Source organism: Candidatus Woesearchaeota archaeon (assembly GCA_016928155.1).
Taxonomy (GTDB): domain Archaea; phylum Nanobdellota; class Nanobdellia; order Woesearchaeales; family JAFGLG01; genus JAFGLG01.
In genome coordinates this window covers 125,799-145,896 of record JAFGLG010000005.1, presented here as the reverse complement: position 1 = coordinate 145,896, position 20,098 = coordinate 125,799, and the positions used below count along the sequence as shown (strand labels likewise).

The 20,098-nt window shown below is 45.6% G+C and carries 21 protein-coding genes and 1 tRNA gene; 2 read left to right on the top strand and 20 right to left on the bottom strand.

The features are described 5' to 3' along the window. Positions 1-2: 2 nt before the first annotated feature. The 5 genes from hisS to JW968_02480 all read right to left on the bottom strand — a co-directional run bounded on the left by hisS (position 3) and on the right by JW968_02480 (position 3,420). The gene (gene hisS, locus JW968_02500) at positions 3-1,301 is read right to left on the bottom strand and encodes a histidine--tRNA ligase (protein ID MBN1385828.1); all 1,299 of its coding nucleotides are present in this window, start codon (positions 1,299-1,301) and stop codon (positions 3-5) included. A 56-nt stretch (positions 1,302-1,357) separates the two neighbouring features. Beyond that, complete coding sequence (locus JW968_02495; protein MBN1385827.1) at positions 1,358-1,630, bottom strand: hypothetical protein; 273 nt, start codon at positions 1,628-1,630, stop codon at positions 1,358-1,360. Between the two features lie 15 nt (positions 1,631-1,645). Beyond that, positions 1,646-1,718, bottom strand: a tRNA-His gene (locus JW968_02490). A gap of 205 nt (positions 1,719-1,923) precedes the next feature. After that, a complete protein-coding gene (locus tag JW968_02485) occupies positions 1,924-2,526 on the bottom strand; it encodes a Kae1-associated serine/threonine protein kinase (GenBank protein ID MBN1385826.1) in 603 nt (200 codons plus the stop codon). Positions 2,527-2,559: 33 nt separating this feature from the next. Beyond that, on the bottom strand, positions 2,560-3,420 hold the full coding sequence (locus JW968_02480; GenBank protein MBN1385825.1) for a hypothetical protein: 861 nt from the start codon (positions 3,418-3,420) through the stop codon (positions 2,560-2,562). Between the two features lie 244 nt (positions 3,421-3,664). On the opposite strand from JW968_02480, the gene JW968_02475 reads away from it, so the two are divergent. Beyond that, entirely contained in the window at positions 3,665-4,639 is a 975-nt protein-coding gene (locus JW968_02475) for a hypothetical protein (GenBank protein ID MBN1385824.1), read from the top strand. 18 nt (positions 4,640-4,657) lie between these two features. Here JW968_02475 and JW968_02470 read toward each other — a convergent pair whose 3' ends face one another. From JW968_02470 to JW968_02460, 3 genes are read right to left on the bottom strand one after another with little or no spacing between them, the layout of a single operon-like run. Beyond that, on the bottom strand, positions 4,658-4,870 hold the full coding sequence (locus tag JW968_02470) for a DUF1653 domain-containing protein (GenBank protein MBN1385823.1): 213 nt from the start codon (positions 4,868-4,870) through the stop codon (positions 4,658-4,660). Next, a complete protein-coding gene (locus JW968_02465) occupies positions 4,867-5,151 on the bottom strand; it encodes a hypothetical protein (protein ID MBN1385822.1) in 285 nt (94 codons plus the stop codon). The genes JW968_02470 and JW968_02465 overlap by 4 nt, the downstream gene beginning before the upstream one ends. Positions 5,152-5,200: 49 nt before the next feature. Beyond that, entirely contained in the window at positions 5,201-5,464 is a 264-nt protein-coding gene (locus JW968_02460) for a hypothetical protein (protein ID MBN1385821.1), read from the bottom strand. Positions 5,465-5,581: 117 nt separating this feature from the next. Here JW968_02460 and JW968_02455 point away from each other — a divergent pair, with 117 nt between their 5' ends. Beyond that, the gene (locus JW968_02455; GenBank protein ID MBN1385820.1) at positions 5,582-6,031 is read left to right on the top strand and encodes a hypothetical protein; all 450 of its coding nucleotides are present in this window, start codon (positions 5,582-5,584) and stop codon (positions 6,029-6,031) included. 224 nt (positions 6,032-6,255) lie between these two features. Here the strand turns inward: JW968_02455 and JW968_02450 are convergent, their stop codons facing one another. The 12 genes from JW968_02450 to JW968_02395 form a co-directional block, all read right to left on the bottom strand. Then, positions 6,256-8,364, bottom strand: a complete 2,109-nt coding sequence (locus tag JW968_02450) for a diphthine--ammonia ligase (GenBank protein ID MBN1385819.1) — start codon at positions 8,362-8,364, stop codon at positions 6,256-6,258. 23 nt (positions 8,365-8,387) lie between these two features. Beyond that, positions 8,388-9,008, bottom strand: coding sequence for a hypothetical protein (locus tag JW968_02445; GenBank protein MBN1385818.1), 621 nt, complete (start codon positions 9,006-9,008; stop codon positions 8,388-8,390). A gap of 76 nt (positions 9,009-9,084) precedes the next feature. Continuing rightward, positions 9,085-9,273, bottom strand: coding sequence for a hypothetical protein (locus JW968_02440; GenBank protein MBN1385817.1), 189 nt, complete (start codon positions 9,271-9,273; stop codon positions 9,085-9,087). Between the two features lie 151 nt (positions 9,274-9,424). Then, the gene (gene gyrB / locus JW968_02435) at positions 9,425-12,595 is read right to left on the bottom strand and encodes a DNA topoisomerase (ATP-hydrolyzing) subunit B (protein MBN1385816.1); all 3,171 of its coding nucleotides are present in this window, start codon (positions 12,593-12,595) and stop codon (positions 9,425-9,427) included. A 203-nt stretch (positions 12,596-12,798) separates the two neighbouring features. Next, positions 12,799-13,404, bottom strand: coding sequence for a hypothetical protein (locus JW968_02430; GenBank protein ID MBN1385815.1), 606 nt, complete (start codon positions 13,402-13,404; stop codon positions 12,799-12,801). Between the two features lie 47 nt (positions 13,405-13,451). Next, positions 13,452-13,748: a hypothetical protein gene (locus tag JW968_02425; GenBank protein ID MBN1385814.1), complete on the bottom strand. Its 297-nt coding sequence runs from the start codon at positions 13,746-13,748 to the stop codon at positions 13,452-13,454. Between the two features lie 61 nt (positions 13,749-13,809). Next, positions 13,810-14,409 (bottom strand): SOS response-associated peptidase, encoded by a 600-nt coding sequence (locus JW968_02420; GenBank protein ID MBN1385813.1) that lies wholly within the window; start codon positions 14,407-14,409, stop codon positions 13,810-13,812. Positions 14,410-14,492: 83 nt separating this feature from the next. Further along, positions 14,493-14,927, bottom strand: coding sequence for a hypothetical protein (locus JW968_02415; protein MBN1385812.1), 435 nt, complete (start codon positions 14,925-14,927; stop codon positions 14,493-14,495). Positions 14,928-15,056: 129 nt separating this feature from the next. Further along, a complete protein-coding gene (locus JW968_02410) occupies positions 15,057-17,615 on the bottom strand; it encodes a VRR-NUC domain-containing protein (GenBank protein ID MBN1385811.1) in 2,559 nt (852 codons plus the stop codon). Then, positions 17,548-17,850, bottom strand: coding sequence for a hypothetical protein (locus tag JW968_02405; GenBank protein ID MBN1385810.1), 303 nt, complete (start codon positions 17,848-17,850; stop codon positions 17,548-17,550). Before JW968_02405 ends, JW968_02410 begins: the two co-directional genes overlap by 68 nt. A gap of 1 nt (position 17,851) precedes the next feature. Continuing rightward, the gene (locus JW968_02400; GenBank protein MBN1385809.1) at positions 17,852-18,256 is read right to left on the bottom strand and encodes a hypothetical protein; all 405 of its coding nucleotides are present in this window, start codon (positions 18,254-18,256) and stop codon (positions 17,852-17,854) included. Between the two features lie 88 nt (positions 18,257-18,344). Then, positions 18,345-20,027 (bottom strand): DUF4267 domain-containing protein, encoded by a 1,683-nt coding sequence (locus JW968_02395; protein MBN1385808.1) that lies wholly within the window; start codon positions 20,025-20,027, stop codon positions 18,345-18,347. Positions 20,028-20,098: the final 71 nt, after the last annotated feature.

The following is a 20,098-nucleotide window of genomic DNA, read 5'->3' as shown; positions in this document are numbered from 1 at the left end:
TCTTATATTCCAAGTTTTTTTGCAAGCTCTCTGACTTTGATGTTCTCTTCTGTTCCTGTCTTCATGTCCTTGAGCTTCACCATGCCTTCCTTGAGCTCATCCGGCCCGACTATGACGACAAATGGTATGCCCAGGCTGTCTGCGAATTTTATCTGCTTGCTTATCGGCCTTCCCATGAGGTCGCTCTGGGCGCTGATGCCTTCTGCCCTTAGGTCGCTCACTATCCTGTTGACATCCTTTTCTGTATCAGGTGTCACATTCACTGCGAACACCTTTGACTTGGTCTTCTGTTCAGGAAGCCCCATCCTGAGCTCTTTCATGACATCTATTATCCTTTCGATCCCGAAGCTGGTTCCGACTGCTGGAAGGTCATTGTTTGAGAATCTTCCGATGAGCGTGTCATACCTGCCCCCTCCTGTGAGGGATCCTATGCTTGGTTCCTCCACGACTGTCTCGAATATTGTTCCAGTGTAGTAATCAAGTCCTCTTGCGAGCGAGAGCACAAGCTTGTACATCTTGTCTATGCCCATCTCCTTGAGTATGGAAAGCAGCTCTTCCATCTCTTTGAGCCCTTCCATGCCCTCTGCATCTGTGACCTTGTCCTTGAGCTCAGCCAGTATGCCTTCATCGCTCCCTTCTTTTACCATGAGCTCCATTATCTTGTTGATGCTCTCTTCTTTTATCTCCCTGTTCTTCATCTCTTCGATGACTCCCAGCTTTCCGACCTTGTTGATCTTGTCGAGGGAGATGAGCGCTTCCTTTATCTTGTCTGTCTTGAGACCCGAATAGAGCATTATCCCATTGAGCAGTTTCCTGTTGTTGATCTGGATTGTGAATTTCTTGAATCCCAGTTCCTTCATCACTTCTGTCATGACTGCGATGAGCTCGGCATCTGCCTTCATGGACTTGCTGCCTATGGTGTCGATGTCGCACTGCCAGAATTCCTTGTAGCGCCCTTTCTGCGGCCTGTCATATCTCCATACCCTGCTGATATGGTATCTCTTGAACGGCTTTGGGAGGTTCGGATTTGCTGCCATGACTCTTGCGAGCGGTACTGTAAGGTCATAGCGCAGCGCCAGCTCCCTGTTGCCCTTATCAAAGAATTTGTAGATGAGCTTCTCATCCTCCCCGTACTTCCCTGTAAGGACTTCTGCATATTCTACAGCAGGTGTCTCAAGGGGGTCAAATCCGTATTTCTCGAATATCTTCTTGATGCGTTCCATGACATATTCCCGCTTGATCATCTCTTCTGGCAGGAAGTCGCGCATCCCTTTGGGTGTCTCGGTCTTTATTTTAGTCATTTCTCCCACCTTCTGCCGGTATTGTTTAAAAATGTTTTGGGGTGTTTATAAAGATGCTATTCCATCCACCCGTGGTACATTGATTCTATCTGTCGTAAGTGCATCAGGCTGATGTCTGCTTCTCTTGAATCAGCGCCGTAGATTTTTGTTATGATCATTATGGCATCGCTCGCTTTTCTTATCTCTTCAAATTGTGACCTCTGGTATTCGATGGTCGGGTCTCCTGCTGACATCAGCTTGGTAATCTGCCTTTCAGTCAGCATATCAGGTAGCGTTGCTGTCTTGAGTGATATGATTATCTTGTTCTCCAGGCTTACTTCATTATCCATTGTCGAACCTCCGAAGGGCAGGTGCCGGGATTCGGACCCGGGCCTGCAGATCCACAGTCTGCTATGCTGCCATTACACCACACTTGCCAGTATCTGTGGGTTATGCAATTTCTCTGCAATCATCGTGCATTTTCAGAATTTGTCTGTTTGTTGGGCTAGCGCAAGCTAGCATGGTACCCGCAGGAGATTTTGGATTTCAAACTAACAAGAAAAAGGAATTTGCTTTCAATGAATAAAATCAACTCTTGCCATGATGTAATTATGTAGGCTGAAGAAGTATAAATAATTTTCGTTCAATGCTTCCCCTTATACCTCCCTCTGGCCTCGACTTCCTCGAACCTCTGCATTATCTGTCCTGCGTCATCGGCATTCGCGGAATATGATCTTTTGACGATATCGAATGCCTCATCGAACACTCTCCAGTGCTTTGACTCGAGCGCCTGCTTGAGGAGATGCAGGTCAACTGCCTTGTCCTCGTATTTCTTTGAGAAGAAGCTCAGGCCGAAATCGATGAAGACTATCCCGTCCCGGGATATCATGTTGCTTGTTGTCAGGTCTCCATGGATTATGCCATTGTTGTGCAGTATCGCAACCTTCTTGCCGATCTCTTCTGAGAATCTCTTGTGATCCTGGTCAAATGTCTCTTTGAGCACATCCCCTTTGATATACTCCATGTGGATATGCATCTTCCTGTCATCTGTGCTGATGAGCCTTGGTGCCGGGAAATTTATCTCAGCCAGTTTCTGGAGGACTTTTGCTTCTCTTCGCGTCCTTGTTCTGCGCAACGTTTCATCTATCTCCTTTATCCTGTAGCTTTTTCTGACCCTGTCCTTGATCACTGAAATGTCATTCTTATAGATGACTGCTTCTGCTCCAGAACTGAGGATTTTTCTCATGAGTGCACTATATTGTGATAGAAATTATAAATTTTATTCTTTGGGCTCTTCGTCATCTTCTGTTTCTTCATCTGTCTCTGCTTCATCGCTTTCATCAGATTCTGTTTCATCTGCATCAGAATCATCTTCTATGTCATCTTCGCTCTCCTGTTCTTCGCCGGATCCATCTTCCTTGTCTTCAGGTCCGCTCTCTGATTCCTCTGCCGTCTCTTCCTCTATCGGCTCTTCCTCGGGTTTCTCAATGACCTTTACTTCTATTTTCAGGTCTTTGCTTATCTCTGTCTCTTCCGGTGTCTCTGGCTGTTTCTTCTCTCTGTAGAAATGCATCAGCCTGATCTCTGCGTTCCTCAGCGGGTAGAGCTTGCTTAAGCTGTCTCTCATGGTCTTCTGGACCTTGAAGAATGCGACATCGTGCGCGAATTGGTGGTATGATACCTGGCTCGCGTATTCGCTGAGCAGTTTCCTGCATGACTTTATCAGCTCTGACTTGAGCGAGTTGTTGACAAGCTGTCTTGTGACGAGCAAAGGCTTGACCGCTACCTTGACATTGTCATTTGTCTTCACAACAACAGAATCATCTATCCTTGTCCTGCTCCTCCTTATGAGCTTCCTGACCGCGGCAGGTATTATCTCGAAGCCGTAGAAATTTGTGAACAATGAGTCTCCAGAGCCTTTTGTTATCTCGAATGTGATCCTGTAGTTCTGTTTCTTTATATCCCTGGTCAGGTGCATCAGGTTGACTTTTATCCTTCTGCCGACCAGCTCTTCAGCAGTCTCTCCTGGTGTCTCACCGACTTCCTGTTCATTGAAGAGCTTTGGCGCTTTTATATGGAACCATCTCTTCTTTTTCCATCTCATTACTGTTGACTGTGCTTGTTTCTTTTGTTGTGCCATCAATACCCTTGCCCGAGAAACTGGGAGCCCTTTATAAATGTAATGGAATTGGATTGTATATTTTTATATATTAGAATCTTGGATTTATTTCTTAGGGTTTTTTTGATGTCCGCTGATTATTCTCCGGTATATTTTCATTATAGAAAATATATCTCCTAAAACCCCCTATCATTATGGGCCGATGGGCAAATTTATATATAACAGACTATTTTTTCCTATTGTTATTTTAAAAATAGGTGATAATATGAAGCAGGAATATTCGTATCTTATTGTTGTAGGTGTTGTTGCTGTTGTTGCATTGTTTATCATGGTTTTTGCAGACAGAAGCCAACTTGGTGAGGATATGCTTGGTTATGGTTCCCGTCCTTTTCTGAATATTAAGGTCTCTGCTCCACAATGCTCAGCCAATAATTGCGGAGATTGTAACCAAAATCAATGTTCCAATATTCCAGGAGGGCACTGCGGGTGGAAAGATAATCAATGTCTTCCTTCCTGCGGTGCAGCAGGAGGTACAACATTCTGTGGGGAGGGCACATGTTCGGGGAGACAAGTTAGTTCCTACGATGCCCCTGAGGGATTTGTCTGCTGTATAGGTGGTTGCTATGATGCAGGTTGTGATATTAACAACTGCGGATCATGCAGCGAAGATGCATGTGAAAATAATCAACTGTATCCTTATTGCGGTTGGGATAATGGGCAATGCAAGCCTGACTGCTATCATTACATACCTGGTGAGAGCGCAGATTCCGAGGTTGTCAGGAATAATGTCTGCCTTTCTGGCGAGACAGATATAACTGATGAGGTCAATATCTTCTGGTCAGGTGGTAACCCCAATCCAGTCTGTTGCCTGAAACCAGGCGGAAGTTCAGGCTGCAGTCAAAGCAACTGCTATGCCTGTGACCCTTATGAATGTGTTGATATTGAAGAAGATTCAGATGCTTGTGGTTTTGCAGCAGCGTATCCTCCAGGTTGCAGGCCGAAGTGCTGGAATGTAAATCCAGGTATCACAGAATTGAGGGATCCGTCAAATTGCCCAGATGCTGCTGAAGTGCCAAGAGATCAATACTGGTATGCGTGGGGAGAGACAAGGGTCTGCTGTGATACAAGCAAAATTGGTGGTGGGGGTGGTGGAGGAGGACAATCTCCTTTGATTATGAAACTGGACACTCCGGTGTATATAGACCCACCTTGGGATGATGAGGATGATATGTTGCAGTGATTATAGCTATTTTAATTATTAAACCATCTCAAACCTTTTCTTTTTCTTTCCATTCACCTCAACATCTCCGAAGAATTCTTCTTTTGGCCTGACCCATAATGCATTGTTCCCGAATCTCGCATCATCATACAGTGCTCTATAGACAACAACATCTTCTAATGTCTCAGAATCCCTGCCGATTCCGATCACTTCATACTCTTTCCCTTTGTAATGCCTGTATCTGCCTTTCATTTTGCTTTTGTTATCTCAAGATCCAGCTCTTTCATCTTTTTCACGATAGGACTATTGTGATTCAGCCTGTAAAGAGTTCCATTCCCTATGCTCCTCGTTTTTTTCAGGACTCCATATTCCAACAGTTTGATCCAGAAGGTATCAAGGGTTGTCCTGGATATGCCTGCGTTTTCAGCTATCTCTTTTTTTGTGTAATCAAATATACAGTTCTCCAGCATATAATCAAGTACTTTGATCCTGGGATCATCGCCGAGCAGATCAGTGAAATTTGAAAGTCTCATCTCATCTTGTAACCGGTCTTCATATATAAATGTATTGTTTCTTAGTATTTCAATGTCCATTTTTTAGACTTACCTCCTCTAGGATATGCAAAATAATATGTTTTTGACAAGGAACAAGAGAGTATCTGTAAAGCGAAGACTTGTCTCCTTTTTTCTTTTGGATATAACCAAGATTCTCAAGATTCCTGAGATGGTGTTCAAGGTCTCTTCTGGAGATCTTATTGTTGTGCAAATCATCGAAGTTAATCAGCCTATTGCCCCAATACCCTCTTCTGCACATTTTGTTGAGTATCCATATCTCAATATTATCCATAAGGGATAAGATTGATCATGGATTATTATACTTTTGCTGGAGAATAATGGAGGATTTTCGGTTGTGGTATTACCTTTCCCAGAAAAGTTTATAATCCTCCATCTTTCCCCGCTCGGGATGGCTCAAGACTCGCTTGCTGACAGGATAAGGAATTCAGGTCCTGAGATAATGGTCAGCCACTCAGAGCTGTCAAGGGAGATTATTGGATACTTCTCAAGGAAGGATGATTCTGCCCTGAAAACCCTGAGTGATGCCTTTGTTGCATGGGAATCCAGGAATTTTGGGGCTGATCAGCATATTGCCAGGACATATTCCCTGTCTTACATCGAGTTTTTGGCTGCTTTGGCTGATACTACCGATGGTGGGGAGGTCTCTGGAGAAGATTTGGATGCCCTTTATCTCTCTTTCAGGACAGCGAATCCGCCTGTAGGGCCTGTGAGGGAGTTCTGCCGCAGGTCTCTCTGTTATCATCCGTCCGAAAGGTTCTACATATCCAATTCATATGACATTTTTCAGGATGGTAATCTGAAGAGAATCACCCTGGTCAGTTTTCTCAGCCTGAACTGAGGTTTCAGTTATCGCCTGCTGGGCTGCAGAGAAAGCTTCTGCAGGCCTGATCCCCTTGGGGGTATTATTGGTAATATTGTATTTTCAGACCTTGGATCAAGGCACAGGCGGGAGCATATGGGTACGCCGAGCAGGTCTGCAGGTGGTAAGAAAGGTGCATCCACTGTTCCTTGTCACTTTTCACCTCATTGTCAAGAATGATGTCCGTTCTCCAGGCAGATTATTTAGGTCTTTTCCATGAGTCCGGCCTGTTTTATTATGATCTTTGCGTTTGATCCGTCAGTCAGGACTTCAGATTCCTTGACGATGATCCTTTTCCTGAATATCGGCCCGTCGACAACGAGCGATTCGAACTCCCCGCCTTCGCCGCAGACATTCAGGCCGATCCTTCTGTGCAGCTGAACTAGTTTGTCGACGTCAGTCAAGGTTATCTCCCGACCGAGCCAGCTTGCATCCAGCCCTTCTGCCGCGACGCTGCTCATCATGAACTTGAATCCCTCATTGATTATCTCCCTCATCTCAAGCTCCTGGTCCTTGTGCCAGAGCGGCGAGAACATCTTTAGCCCGAGCCTGTCGCATATCTTCTCAATCCTGTCTCTTTGGTAATTGGAAAACAGGGCCCCTGTGCATATTGCATCTATACTATATTCTGTTTTTGCTCTTATGATCGCTTTTTCAAGGTCCTCGAGCTCTGTCTCCTTCTCTCCTTGTGTTTCTTCAAGTATCAATGGTATCCCGAGTGCTTCTGACTGGAGTTTGACCATGTCGATATTCGGTGTATGGAACATATAGGAATCAGGATTCTTGCTCTTGAGGGAGATCAGGCAGCTTATCTCATAGTTCTGCTTCATCATGATGTGCATTGCATAAGTGCTGTCCTTGCCTGAGCTGAAAAGCACACCTATTTTGAGATTATGCGTCGGATAGAAATCCCTCAGATATCCTGATTTGCTTTTCTTCTGCTTTGCTGCTAATTTCTGTATTGCCTTGTCAAAATTGCTGCCGTACTGTGCTGCTTTCTTCTTCCGCATGGCAAACTCAGCTTTCATTCCAAGATCCTTAGCCACTTCGCGTATTATCCATTTCTTCACATCATCCTTTATTTTGTACTTTGCAGGTATCTGCAGTGCATACCCAACCAATTTCTTGTCGAGGAATGGAAGTCTCAGTTCAATATTGTGGTGCATTGTGATGACATCATCCCTGTATAGGTCTCTCTCATACATCTTCAGCAGTCCGTGCAGGCATTCCTTGTTTATATCCTGGCTCTGCTCATGTCTTTGGTATCCTGCAAATATCTCCTCGCTTCCCAGGCCAGAGAATATCACTCTGACTCCGTCTTTCTGCGCTTCTTCGCATGCCAGATAGAATGGCAGTGCAACTCCTACCTTGACCACATTGCTGTCTTCGATGAGCGGCACGATCTTTGTCAGGTATGCTTCAACCTCATCCAGGCCTATTGTTATCAACTTCAGCGGGAATCCTAATTCTTTTGCTATCTTCTCTGCATGTACAAGGTCTTCTGCCTCTTTCAGCCCTTCCTGCACAAGCCCCGCTGCATAACATGTGAAATCTACCCTTAATTCCTTTAGGATGAATGCAATGAGTGTTGAATCAATCCCCCCTGAGAACAGCACCCCGATCCTTGTGTCAGGCACCCTTTTTGATATTGCATTTGTGAGCAGCCCATTCAATCTCTTCTTTATTCCCTGTAGATTATCCTTGACCTGTGGTTCTGTCTTGAAGAATTCTCTCTCGACATATCCCTTCTCCTTGGTCTTGATTTTATAGGTCAGTATCTTGCGAGGATTCAGCTCCTCTGCATCATCTAATCCCATTGCCTCCAGCACTTTCTTCTCTGAGCTGAAGGCAAATGTTGTCCTTGACACCCATATTGGTCTTTCTCCTATTATGTCCCGGGCGAGGATCACTTTTCCGTCGCGCCAGTAGGCGAAAGCATAGACACCATCAAACTCATCAAGTGCATCTGTCCCTTTTTCCTCAATAAGCCTGAACATCAGCTCTGCATCATTCCCTGCACCGAGATCATATTTCTGGTCCAGTTCTTCCCAGTTGTATATCTCGCAGTTCGCGATGAAGATCCCTTTGCCTTTGAATGGCTGTGGTCTGCTTCCGACAATGGAATGGAGTTTGTGTAAGAAGAAATTTGTTGTATCCTTCAGCGAAAGTCTGTCTATATGCTTCTTGATCTCGACTGTAGAGCCATTGCTGTATCCATATGCATCTTTCCCTCGTGATTCTATCAGGGCAAAAGCTGCTCTTATCTTCTCTTTATCCAGCTCTGGCCCGAAATATCCTATGATGCCGCACATGAGAATTCAGCAATTTTGTCGCTTTATATATTTTGTGCGTCTTTCTCTTCAAGTATCCTGAGGATGAACATCTCGAGTGCCAGTTCATTGAATCTCTTCACAGAGCTTCCTTCAATGACTGCCGCTTCCGGATTGTCCTGGTATTTTTTTCTGAACTCCACAATTGTGTTCAGCGGCAGGCTGTATTGCCTGATCATTGCAGCTGCTTCCTGCACTGTGATCATCTTCGATTGGGAGAAGTCAATTCTCTCCTCTTCTTTTTCTGGTTTTTTCTCATTTTCTGGTTCTGGAAAATATTCCAGGACTCTGTCGATCGAGTCTGCTTTGTACCTTGTCTTCCCCAAGAACCTTGTCTTGTCGAATCCTATCTCTTTCTCGAGATCCGGCAGGTCTTCTCTTGTGAATCCGAGTTTGCTGAGATCTGACAGGAAAGTTGATTCAGCCACATAGTCATCAAGGGTCTGTTTATATCTGCAGACATCAGCGATATTGACAAAAGTGTAGTCTTCTGTGAAGCGCAGCACTCCTGCATCCCGGTTCTGCCTTCCCATGGTCTGGGCTTGATAATCAATGTCCAGTGTGCCGGCTATGCTGCTCTGTGCAAACAGCATATACCCTTTCGGCGGTGCTGGAAGATCATCCATGGAGCAGTGTAATGCCAGATATTATTTAAGAATATGTGAAAAGAAAAACATAGAAAAGGTTGCGAGCTGTTGATGGCTAATAGTTCACAGCCAGTGCATGCTCTGCTTCAACAGCAGCATCAAATTCGCTCGGCTGCACTGCAGCTCTGTTCCTGTTTATCTGTGCAAGGACTTCATAAGGGAGGAAATCTGCTGCACAGAGGGTATTTGTTTGGCGCCTTTCAGGATCAGATCCATATGCCAGGTTTGGATCTATTGAAAGCATTGCATATGCAGGTTGCTGTTGGTTTGGTCCATATGTCATTTATTATCACTCCTTTAGTTTTTTGGGAATTGCGTTGGCTGAATATAGAAATCTTATACAATACTTTAACTTATTGTTATTATATTAACATAAAAAATAGAATTTGTTATAATCAGACATCAAGATTGACTACATTCTTGGCATTGTCCTCTATAAACTTACGCCGCGGTTCAACCTGGTCTCCCATCAGGATTGTGAATGTCTCATCCGCCTCTACAGCATCCTCAATCTTGACTTTCTTGATGTTCCTTGTCTTTGGATCCATTGTGGTCTCCCAGAGCTGGTCCGGATTCATCTCGCCGAGGCCTTTGTATCTCTGGACCTCGATCTTCTCTCCTTCGTGCTTCTTGAAGAACTCATCCTTGTCCTTGTCAGTATAGACATATTCAGATGTCTTGCCGATCTTGAGCTTGTATAATGGAGGCATCGCCAGGTATATGTAGCCGTTCTCTATGAGCTTAGGCATGTATCTGTAGAAGAATGTCAGCAGCAGGCATGATATGTGGTTGCCGTCGACATCGGCATCTGTCATCACGATTATCCTGTGATATCTTGCTTTTTCGATGTTGAACTCTTCCCCGATTGCAGCGCCGATCGCTGTGACAAGTGTCATTATCTCTTCATTCGCGAGCACTTTGTTGATCCTTGATTTCTCCACATTCAATATCTTCCCTTTAAGGGGCAGTATGGCCTGGAACTCCTTGTCTCGTCCCATCTTGGCGCTGTTGTGGACAAACACTCCTGCCGAAAGCGCAAAATTATGGGTTCCTGGCACTTCCAGATCATACACATCCATCTTCTGTTTGGACGGAATGATTGCTTTGATCTTATGGTTATAACCCTCTATTGCCTCAATCATCCGGCTCTCATCATTGCTGAAGAATCTTTCCCTGAAAGTATCCATCTTCAGGAGATTCTTGTTGTTATGGTCAGTTCTTACCCCATCATAGTATTCAAGTGCATCAAGCTCATGAAGAAGTTTCATTAAGCTGATCGAGCTGTGGTAATAGGTTTGGTCATATGATTCTTTGCGCTTCCTCCTGAATTCTTCAGTCCATTGTTCTTTTGTTTTTTTGCTTCTCCATCCAACCAGTCTTGGATCATCCCATTGTTTTTTTGCCTTTGCAGATAGATCATGCTTTTTTGAGGGATTATTCTGGAAATATTCTTTGACCTCTTGTGAACGCTTTTCCCTGTTCTTCTCTGATGACCAATATTCTTTCTGTAGCTGATTGAGTCTCTCTCTATTTTCTCTCCGGTAATCTTCATTATCATGATAGAATTCCATGAATTTCTTCTTCATATGCTGTTTATAAGCTGTATCCCCCCATTGCTTCTTGGCTCTGTCGCTAAGCTCTTCCTTGATTCTGAGCATTGATTCCCTTATCTTATTTCTGAATTCAGGGGTTTTTCTGATCTGTCTTAGTTTTTCCTGGACATCACTGCGCATCAAGGTCTTTCTTGCCATTTCAGCGTGCAACTCAATGTGCTTATCTTTTGGTAGTCTGGCCAAATTATCCGGATTGTTGTTCAGCTTGTTGAAATCCTTATGGTGTTTATGCGATCCGTCTTTGACAGAATAGATATGATTTTTTAGGTTGTACTCGTCAGAGAGCATATGGGTGAATACCCATCTTCTTCTGGCTCCGTCAAATACCATCTCATAGCCATCTATTGTGATAGGGCCCCCTTTACTTGATGTCTTCCTGTATAATGGTGCCAGGTTCATGCTTGTATCAAGGTCTTTTGCCTCAACATACGATCCTGCTGCCAATCTGAACCTGTGGTCTGGAGTGCAGATTATCTCTTTTTCATTGTCAAGCACAATCCTGATCACTTCAGCATCCCTTTTTGTGAGCCGGGGATTCTCTATTCTTGCGATCTTTATGGATCCTTCTTCATCCAGGGTATAACAATAATTTGTCCTGCCCTGTTTGTGCTCTTCCGCAAGTTCTTTGAAAGTGAGATTCCTCCCATCAGCTAATGCAACTTCAGTATCGCCTGAAAAACATCCCCCTGCAGAATCCCCCTCGACAATGAATATCTCGCATTTTGCAGGATCCTTGTTCGAGCAGTCAGCCAGTTTTCCCGGGAGCGATGCAGAGTCGAATGCGCTCTTCCTCCTTGCCATGTCCCTTGCCTTGCGCGCAGCTTCGCGCGCCTTTGCAGCAGCGAGTGTCTTGCCGACTATTATCTTCGCTGTCTGCGGGTTCTGCTCAAGATAATCCCCGAGCTTCTCATTCACTATGCTCTCGACAATCCCTTTGACGTCGCTGTTCCCCAGCTTTGCCTTTGTCTGTCCCTCGAACTGAGGCTCTGGCACCTTGACTGATATCACTGCTGAAAGCCCTTCCCTCACATCATCTGAGCTGAGCTTCTCATCCCCGAGCTTGTTCTTCTCAGCATACTTGTTGAGTGATTTGGTCAGCGCAGCCTTGAATCCTGAAAGATGCGTCCCTCCTTCAACAGTGTTGATGTTGTTGACGAATGAGAATATGATCTCGGTGTATGCATCAGAGTACTGCATGGCTATCTCGACATGCGTCCCGTCTTTCTCTTTCTCGAAATAGATGACGCCATTGATCGGTGTCTTGTTCTTGTTGAGATACTCGACAAAAGAGACGATGCCTCCCTCATAGACGAATTCATGCCTCTTGTCAACCCTTTCGTCATGGATTGTTATCTTCAGGCCCTTGTTGAGGAATGCCAGCTCCCTGAGTCTGCTTGACAGGATATCGAATGAGAAATTGTCTGTCTCCATGATTGATGTGTCTGGCTTGAATGTTATCTTTGTGCCCCTCTTTGTCGTGTCTCCGATGACTTTCAGAGGGGCTAAGGGCTTTCCGATGCTGTATTCCTGGTAATTCACCTTTCCGTTGCGGTACACCTCTACTTTGAGGGACGTGGACAAGGCATTGACAACAGATATGCCTACTCCGTGCAGTCCTCCTGACACCTTGTATGTGTCCTTGTCGAACTTGCCTCCTGCATGGAGCTTTGTCATGACGACTTCAAGTGCAGAGACATTGAATTTTGGATGTATGTCCACGGGGATCCCTCTCCCGTTGTCTATTATTGAAGCGGTATTATCCTTATGTATTATGACATTGACCTCTGTGCAGTGCCCTGCCAAGGCCTCGTCCACTGCGTTATCAACTGCTTCATAGACAAGGTGGTGAAGTCCAGGCAATCCTGTTGATCCTATATACATTCCCGGCCTTTTCCTTACTGCATCCAGTCCTGCCAGGACACTTATGTTCTGTGCATCATAGCTTCCTTCCATCTCAAAAACCTCTGACTATCTTATATTTATTTTCTATAATGAAATCAATACGCCTTTTTCACTTTAGTTCTGGTTTTGTCCAGACGGTCTATAAGCCCAGAATTTAGGGGATATAGCGCCTCTCTTTCAATCTGAAAAATCACTTTCTCATATATAAATCTTTTCTTTCTAGAATGGCTTTATAGCCTCTTGGGAGCTTGAATTCAGGCATCTGGGCCATGGCGTTCCTGGCTCTCAGTCTCATTTGAATATTCTCTCAAGCATCCGATGATCTCATAGAGCTGGGTGTCAAATGGTTTTTTTCCAGATACCCCTTGTCCATTGGATTTTTCAATCCAGAAACTATTCATCTCTGTCGCCAGGACAAGCAGCTGATGTAGGCCTGTGATGATGATATCCCTCTCATTTTCCACAAGAGTGTCAGGATATCCTGTCAGGAATTCCAGTCTTTTCCTATATTGCATTATGGCTCCATTGAATGCCGTCTCTGCATTGCTGATGAAATCAGTGAGTGTACGCTCGCTTGCATAGTACCTTTTGGTCAGGTCGATTATTGTGGGTATGCATTGCTCTGCCTCCTCGGCACGCGGTCCGAAGAAGACTGGATAGTTTTCCTGGAGTATCCTGTCGACTGATTCTGCCAGCATGATCATCTGCCTTCCTAGCTCATGCCCGTCTCTCTCAGGGCCTCTCAGTTCATCCCAGCTGTTCAGAAGCACGCGGCGGTTTATTACCTCGTCGAGAAGGTCTATGTCAGCTCTGCCGCATTCATTGTATCTGCTGATGAGGCCCTCGATTGCGCTTTTCATTCCCTCTACAGCTTCCTTCTTTGTGGTTTCAGGCATATAGATCGGGGTTATAGTTGTGCTTCTATCCTGCTGAGCACCTTGTCGAGTGCAAAGAAAAGGTTCTTCTCAGTGGCTTCGCTGGCCTTGACAGCGCCGCTCATGGCGACCCTGCCTTTGAGCTCGAATTTGCTGTTCTCATCCTGCGCATGGACAGGCTTCAGCGTCAGTGTAAGTTTCTCAATCCCGCCTTTGGTGTCAGTGAATCTCCTGAAATAATTGCCCACCATCTTGCGAACAATCACCATAGAACCAGGGTCTACTTCCTTGAAACCAACTAATTCGATATTACTGCCCAGAGTTATCATCGTTCCCACCTCATTGGCTGATGATATGGTGGTCTTTAAGGTATATAAAGTTTGTGAGGCCCTATTTAAGCAGGTTCTGGGCTGCGATGACCTCAGGATTATCATTCTTCGGTGAGTTCACAAGATCGCTTATCTGTATGCATTGCATCTCGTCAGAAGGATAGGGTCTCAGCAGATCCTTGTCCATCCCTTTAAGCCATCTTCTCTCTTCTTTCTGTTCAAGTATTGCCGGCATCCTGTCATGGATAGGTTTCACCAATTGATTTGCTGCTGTTGTGATGATTGAACAGGCTTCCTGATTGCATAGACCTGCGAAAGCAAAGATCTTCTTCCCTTTGAGCGATATGAAATAGGGGATCTTCTTGCTTCCTACCTTCTTCCATTCAAAGAAACCGTCTGCAGGGATCAGGCATCTATTGAGCGATTTGTACAGGGGTTTTGTGATGCTGTCTTCTCTTGTGTTGATTATTGGGTGCTTTGCCCATGATGGCATCAGCCCCCATCTGGCAATGTTCAGTTTGCTTGGCTCGTGAGAAGTGATTATGAGGATGTTCTGTGTCGGTGCAATATTATGTCTGGGATTCGTTCTGATATCTGTCTCTACCTTGAATCTCTTCAATATCTCTCCGATATCCACTGTCAAGATGAATCTGCCGCACATGACCTTAGCTTTGACTCTGAGGCTTAAATAGATTTTGTATCACGGGAATAGAGAAAGAAAATAAAAAAGAGAAAAGATAGGGTTTACCATTCAGGATAGTGCACATAGAATTCAACATTCCATGTGTTGCTTATCCCTGTCAGGTCCAGTACGACTCCATTGAAATACACGCTGTCGCCGATGTCCATATAAAAATATTCGGTGTGTATAGGGTCCGCAGGGCTAAATGTCGGTCCATCAGTGTACTTGACTTCTATCAAGACAGGTTTCACTGATTTTGATTCTCCCTGGTTCAGTCTGATAACCTTTACTTGTGCAATCTCATCAACATAGGCAAAGCTTATCCAATTGTTATGAAGAATTGCTGCCTGATTCAGGTACAGGTCGAATCGCGCTGGTACAGTCACATGCTCTGTCCCAGGTATCAGTGCAGAATCTGATTTTTGTGCTGAATTTAAGGCATAAACAGCGAAAGTGCTTAGCAAAAACACAAGTGCAAAAACTAGATACTTTTTCATTTCAATACCCCCATAGCAGTTTTTTATCACAGAACTCTTTTTTTACTATCCATTAGGAATTAATACTTTCTTAAATAATTTATGGTAGTCTGATATATGAAAATAATGTTGCTACACCAAGTGAGGTTCTCATGCAAACGTCCTAAGTGGTAATTGTTTTTCGATAATGACCTTCTCATCTCCAACATAAACCGCTTCATTCATTCTGGTCTTCTGCACAAGCTTATGTATCTCGACACCGAACCCCATCCCTTCCAGCCGCCGGATGCATCTCTTCTGCGCATCGCTCAGCGGTTCATATTCGAGCTTGCATTCCACGAATTTGAACCTGCAATCCCTGTAGCAGAGGAAATCTGGCATCCCATGATGCACAGCGCATATGTACTGTAGCTCTTCGAGTCTGCCTGGGTGATGCCTTTCAAGCAGATCAGTCAGCATCTTATATTTTCTCTCGACATTCGGATACAGCTCTCTTGTGCGTATCGCAGCGAGCATGTCCCCTCTCCAGACAAGCCATCCATGCCTTTCAAGCCTCCTTCTCAGCTCTTTTTCTGATAATCCTCGCCTGTTCTTGAAATCCTTTCTCATCGGGATGCACATTATCCTTGTCTGCATCTCATCCATGATACCTTCTCGGATCTCTTCTTTTGTTATGCCGAACACCTGCAGCACTGAATATAGTGCCCTGATCAGGAGTCTCCTGTACTGCATGACATCAGGATTCATGTCATAATCTTCTGGAAGCACTATCCCATGTTTTCCATAGATGTAGCTTATCTTCTGCCCTGGCATGACTCTTATGCCTTTCTTCTTGAGCTCTCTGACTGCTTTCTTCTGGCTTATCTCATGCTTGTAGTCAGATGTCGCGGCACACACTGAGCTTGCAAGCCAGTCTGCATCAAGCTCTTCTAATCTGTCCACTGTATTCCTGAGCATCCTGTAGAATGCTGGTATCATCTGCTTTATCTCCTCTTCATTCCCGCATCCTGCCATATTCTCCAGGACCTTCTGCTGGAAATATTTCACAATCAGCGGACAGCTCCTCTGCCTCACCTCGATCCCTCTTGCTTTCACATCACCATTGTCGAATATTCCATAGAATCTTGTGGGCACTGGCCTATAATTGTCATTCACGCTCGGCAGGAAGCATATCCACTTGAATATCCCCTCAAAGCTTATCGGTATCCCTGTTATCTGGTGCAGCTCTTCGCAGAACTCCTTGACCTCATCAGCTTGCACTCCTTTCTTCTTTATGTAGAGCGAGTCGATTATGCCATGCACTATCTCAAAGCCCCTGTCTTCTGCAAGCTTCGCTGCCTTGAGCAGCACTTCTCTTGCATACGCGCATATGGCCATGTGGGAGCTTGCCACTCCGAGCTTGAATTCCCTGAAGCGCAGGTAGCCATAGCTTGTCACAAGCACCCATTTCAGGCCTACTGCTCTCTCCTTGTTGACCCGTGTCGGATTCTTCTTGTATTCCATACGGCGATCGAGCAGTGGTTTTATCGCAAGTGGCACAAATCCTTTGTGCTGCAATGATACTCTCACTGGTATGCCAGGCACCTTGTCGAACGGCCCTTTGTCTGACAGTATCGTCTCTGCACTTATATTATGGTTGAAGATGAGCCATGGGAACATCGACGAGAAATCTATCTCTGCAACATCATGGTGCATCCCGACCTTGGGGTCATATGTGTGTGCGCTCCTGTCTGACTTCAATAATTGGAACATGCTCATCGGCTTCTCTACTGGCTTCTCCTTGAATGGGACCAGGATGCCTTGCTGTATCATATGCCGCACCAGTGATCCCTGGAAAACTGCTCCGAAGCTCCTCGATGCTATCTGCTGGAAGCGGACTCCTGAGAGATAGCTCAGCTCTGCTATGCCGTCCACTGAGCATTCGCTTGCCAGCATGGAGGATGTATCGATGAGGAAACGTCCATTAAGACGGACTGCAAAATCCCTGTATCTGACATTGCCGTAGCTGTAGAATGATTTCCCTCCTTTGTATTTTATCTCTTTAGGGTCCCAGCGGTGGAACGGGCATCCAATACCATGCCCTTCCATCCTTTTCACAAGATAGGGGAGCCTTGAGAATCCATATTGCATGACAACAACATCCGGGTCCTCTCTCTTGAAATATTCTGCGAACTCATGCAGTATCACTTCTTCCTTCCCCTGGTATCTGTTCCTGTCTGCTATTATCTCTTTGACCTGCATCTCTGTGCTCTGCCTGACATCGCCTGAAGAGATGACTTTCACTCTCATGACCTTCATCACTGCTGTCTCATCTGTCTTCAATGGGGTTATCCTTGACCCGCTGATCTCCACTGCACTGCATGGACGAAGGTCATTCTCATAGAGATAGTGCTGTTCTGGCGCTATGTCTGCATTGTACATCGGAAGTCGGTGCCTTGTCTTGTATTCTATCCACCTCACTATTCTTTCATATTGGTCAAGCCTGTAGACAGGAACGGAATACACGCTCTTCCATTCTCTCATGTATGTCTTCTTCTGAACGACAATATAGGGCATCCGTTCTTTCCTGAGAAGTTCTGTGGATTCTTCTTGTATGTTCAGGTATATCTCTGTCTTGAATTCTCTCTCAATCTGTATGTTCTCAGGTGTCTTCAGCCATAATACTATCGAGTTCTTCCTCCTGTATGCATCCATCAGCCATGCTCTCATGTTTATCCTCGATATCTCTTATCCTCTTCTCCTGCTCAAGCATCACGCAGATAAGTATGAACGCCCAAGCATGGATGCTGCTTGCATATGTTATCGAGCCGAAGTGCTTCAGTGGTTTCTTGAGGAGTCTCTCGAATATCTCCCTGTCCTCTTTGCGCAGCGCCTTGCCGAAGCTCTTCAGCTCATTCAGCATTATGTCTACGACTATCCTGTTGCTCCATACTGTGTGCCCCAAATCAGATCACCTTATCGCAGTATCTTCTTGCGTTATCCTCCTGTTTTTTCACCCCGACATAAACATCGTATCTCTTTGAGATGCCTTTCATGAGTTCCCATGCATGTTCCAGTACATTTTCTCTCTCTTTCTCATCGTCATAATAGAACAGTCTGTCAAATGGTGTCACAATGAGTCTTTCTGCCCTGATGCTCTGCATTATCCGGTCCATCTCCTTTAGAGTGTCCCTGAATTTGTATATTATCTCGACTTCCAGCACAAATACATCGTGGAATTTCTCATAAGGTATCTCAGGGAACAGGCTATGCGGATTCGCACAGTTTGCGCAGTCCAGTATCAGGCTCCTTTTTTCGAATGCCCGCAGCAGTAGGTCGTGGTTCGACCCTCTGAGACCTATCAATGCCATCAGATTATAGTGCTCAGCAGGTATAAATACCCATTGTCAGCCTGTCCAGTGGGTCGTGTGCGGCTCCTGAAATTCTGATCCGATGACACTATCCGATGAATCTTGCATTGCTGTATATCTGTGATTCCAGGTTCCGTATGCTCGAGTACCATTTGCTGTATGCCAGGGCAAAGAATATTGTTGCAGCCCCGATAGGTATGTACAGTGCTTCCATCCTGTTGGCCAGGGTCGCGAAATAGTTCACGGCCAATGAGCTGCCCATCGAGAACATGTATCCCCTGTGGTATGCCTGGGACACAAGGGAGTCATATTCATTCATCACGCTGCCGGTGTTTATGCCCTCTTTCTTGAATGCGTCGAAGAATATCTGCGTAAGGGCGTTCGTCAGCACCCTCCCCCCTTTTGTCGAGCAGTAGCTGTCGACAAATGACCTTGCCGCTATCGGCAGGCCCCATCCGAAGATGTTGGCTGCCCTGCCTCCGAAGAGCAATGGGTTCCATATGCTTGCTCCGAGCATGCCGAACAGCAGGGCATGCGATCCTATCTCATATTTCGTCACTCTCCTCGCCTCGCTGAAGCATATGTCCATTATCTGCTTCATCTCTTCCCTGTTGATGCTCCTCGTGTGGTCATTCAGGGGCTCCTCGATGAACTTCCTGACAGCGTCGCTCGCAGAGCAGTAGATCCTCCTTTCAGAGACTCCTGCTTTCCTTATGGCGTTCTCCCTTGCTGTTATGTACAAGGACAGCTCATCAAGATCCGATCCGGCTATCTCTCCTGAGGAAGCCCGTTTCAGCAGCCTCTTCATGGCGCGGGTCTTCTCGTCTGTGGAGATGCCCTCGGTCTGCAATTCCATGCTTTCGTCGTGGGAGTACTTCTGGCTCGTGAGTGCGAATGCAAGATATTCTTTTGAAAGCCTGATGATGTGCTCGATGTCCTCTTTCCTGGGTTTCTTGCCTTCACGGATCCCCTTTATGGAGTCTTTGGCATCTTTCAGGATACTGAGCTCTACATCCATCTCTTCATAGTACCCGTGCTGGATCACGCTCTTGAGCGCCCTGACAAGGTCCATATATCTCCCTCTTGTCCAGAGCCTGCTTGATGTCGGTATATTTGGGGGTATTGCCGAGATCTGCCCGTAGAGATCTTTCATTCCGGCATCCACTGCATTGGGGTCAAGGGTTGATGATGAGAATTCATGAAGCAGTTCATTCAGCGTCGCATCCTTTTCAGGTGCCTGGGACCTTCCGAAGAGTATGCCTGCGATGCTGTTGGTTCTCTTTTCCGGCGGGTCGGTCTTCAGTGCTTTTGCGATAGAGTCATATTTCTGCAGGTATCTTGATTCGAATTCCTTGTCGCTCTTGAAATGATTCTTCCTGAGATGCTCTTCGAGCCTTATCCTGCTCTCGAGCCCGCCTGATTTCAGGAAGCCGCAGTGCTTCTCCTTCAGCTTCGAGACCCTGTAGCTAGGGTTGATCGGGATTGCGTTCTCATTGAGGAACTCATTGCCTTTCACTTCTCCGAAATAATTGCCTGGCACATCGAATGATATTCCTGTCAGCATGCTGAGGATCCCTGTCTCCGGCATGTTCATGTACAGCTTCGTCGCCACTGAAAGCTCCATCAGGCCGCGGAACAGCCCGAAGTAGAAGCTGGAGCATGCCAGCTCCTTCAGTGCAGGGAATTTCTTGTATATCTTCTGGAGCTCTTCGCTTCCTTCTCCCAATATGTCCAGCGGATTCCGGTTTGTGAGCCTTCCAAGCAGTGTCATTCGGTCATGTCATCAGGATTCAGTATTTAATACTGATACCAGGAAGGTATTCACATGCAAGTGATTAAATC

Excerpts from the sequence above, each read along its gene's own strand:
- hisS (MBN1385828.1), bottom strand. The coding sequence starts at position 1,301 with ATGACTAAAATAAAGACCGAGACACCCAAAGGGATGCGCGACTTCCTG.
- JW968_02495 (MBN1385827.1), bottom strand. The coding sequence starts at position 1,630 with ATGGATAATGAAGTAAGCCTGGAGAACAAGATAATCATATCACTCAAG.
- JW968_02485 (MBN1385826.1), bottom strand. The coding sequence starts at position 2,526 with ATGAGAAAAATCCTCAGTTCTGGAGCAGAAGCAGTCATCTATAAGAAT.
- JW968_02480 (MBN1385825.1), bottom strand. The coding sequence starts at position 3,420 with ATGGCACAACAAAAGAAACAAGCACAGTCAACAGTAATGAGATGGAAA.
- JW968_02475 (MBN1385824.1), top strand. The coding sequence starts at position 3,665 with ATGAAGCAGGAATATTCGTATCTTATTGTTGTAGGTGTTGTTGCTGTT.
- JW968_02470 (MBN1385823.1), bottom strand. The coding sequence starts at position 4,870 with ATGAAAGGCAGATACAGGCATTACAAAGGGAAAGAGTATGAAGTGATC.
- JW968_02465 (MBN1385822.1), bottom strand. The coding sequence starts at position 5,151 with ATGAGACTTTCAAATTTCACTGATCTGCTCGGCGATGATCCCAGGATC.
- JW968_02460 (MBN1385821.1), bottom strand. The coding sequence starts at position 5,464 with ATGGATAATATTGAGATATGGATACTCAACAAAATGTGCAGAAGAGGG.
- JW968_02455 (MBN1385820.1), top strand. The coding sequence starts at position 5,582 with ATGGCTCAAGACTCGCTTGCTGACAGGATAAGGAATTCAGGTCCTGAG.
- JW968_02450 (MBN1385819.1), bottom strand. The coding sequence starts at position 8,364 with ATGTGCGGCATCATAGGATATTTCGGGCCAGAGCTGGATAAAGAGAAG.
- JW968_02445 (MBN1385818.1), bottom strand. The coding sequence starts at position 9,008 with ATGGATGATCTTCCAGCACCGCCGAAAGGGTATATGCTGTTTGCACAG.
- JW968_02440 (MBN1385817.1), bottom strand. The coding sequence starts at position 9,273 with ATGCTTTCAATAGATCCAAACCTGGCATATGGATCTGATCCTGAAAGG.
- gyrB (MBN1385816.1), bottom strand. The coding sequence starts at position 12,595 with ATGGAAGGAAGCTATGATGCACAGAACATAAGTGTCCTGGCAGGACTG.
- JW968_02430 (MBN1385815.1), bottom strand. The coding sequence starts at position 13,404 with ATGAAAAGCGCAATCGAGGGCCTCATCAGCAGATACAATGAATGCGGC.
- JW968_02425 (MBN1385814.1), bottom strand. The coding sequence starts at position 13,748 with ATGATAACTCTGGGCAGTAATATCGAATTAGTTGGTTTCAAGGAAGTA.
- JW968_02420 (MBN1385813.1), bottom strand. The coding sequence starts at position 14,409 with ATGTGCGGCAGATTCATCTTGACAGTGGATATCGGAGAGATATTGAAG.
- JW968_02415 (MBN1385812.1), bottom strand. The coding sequence starts at position 14,927 with ATGAAAAAGTATCTAGTTTTTGCACTTGTGTTTTTGCTAAGCACTTTC.
- JW968_02410 (MBN1385811.1), bottom strand. The coding sequence starts at position 17,615 with ATGAGAGCATGGCTGATGGATGCATACAGGAGGAAGAACTCGATAGTA.
- JW968_02400 (MBN1385809.1), bottom strand. The coding sequence starts at position 18,256 with ATGGCATTGATAGGTCTCAGAGGGTCGAACCACGACCTACTGCTGCGG.
- JW968_02395 (MBN1385808.1), bottom strand. The coding sequence starts at position 20,027 with ATGACACTGCTTGGAAGGCTCACAAACCGGAATCCGCTGGACATATTG.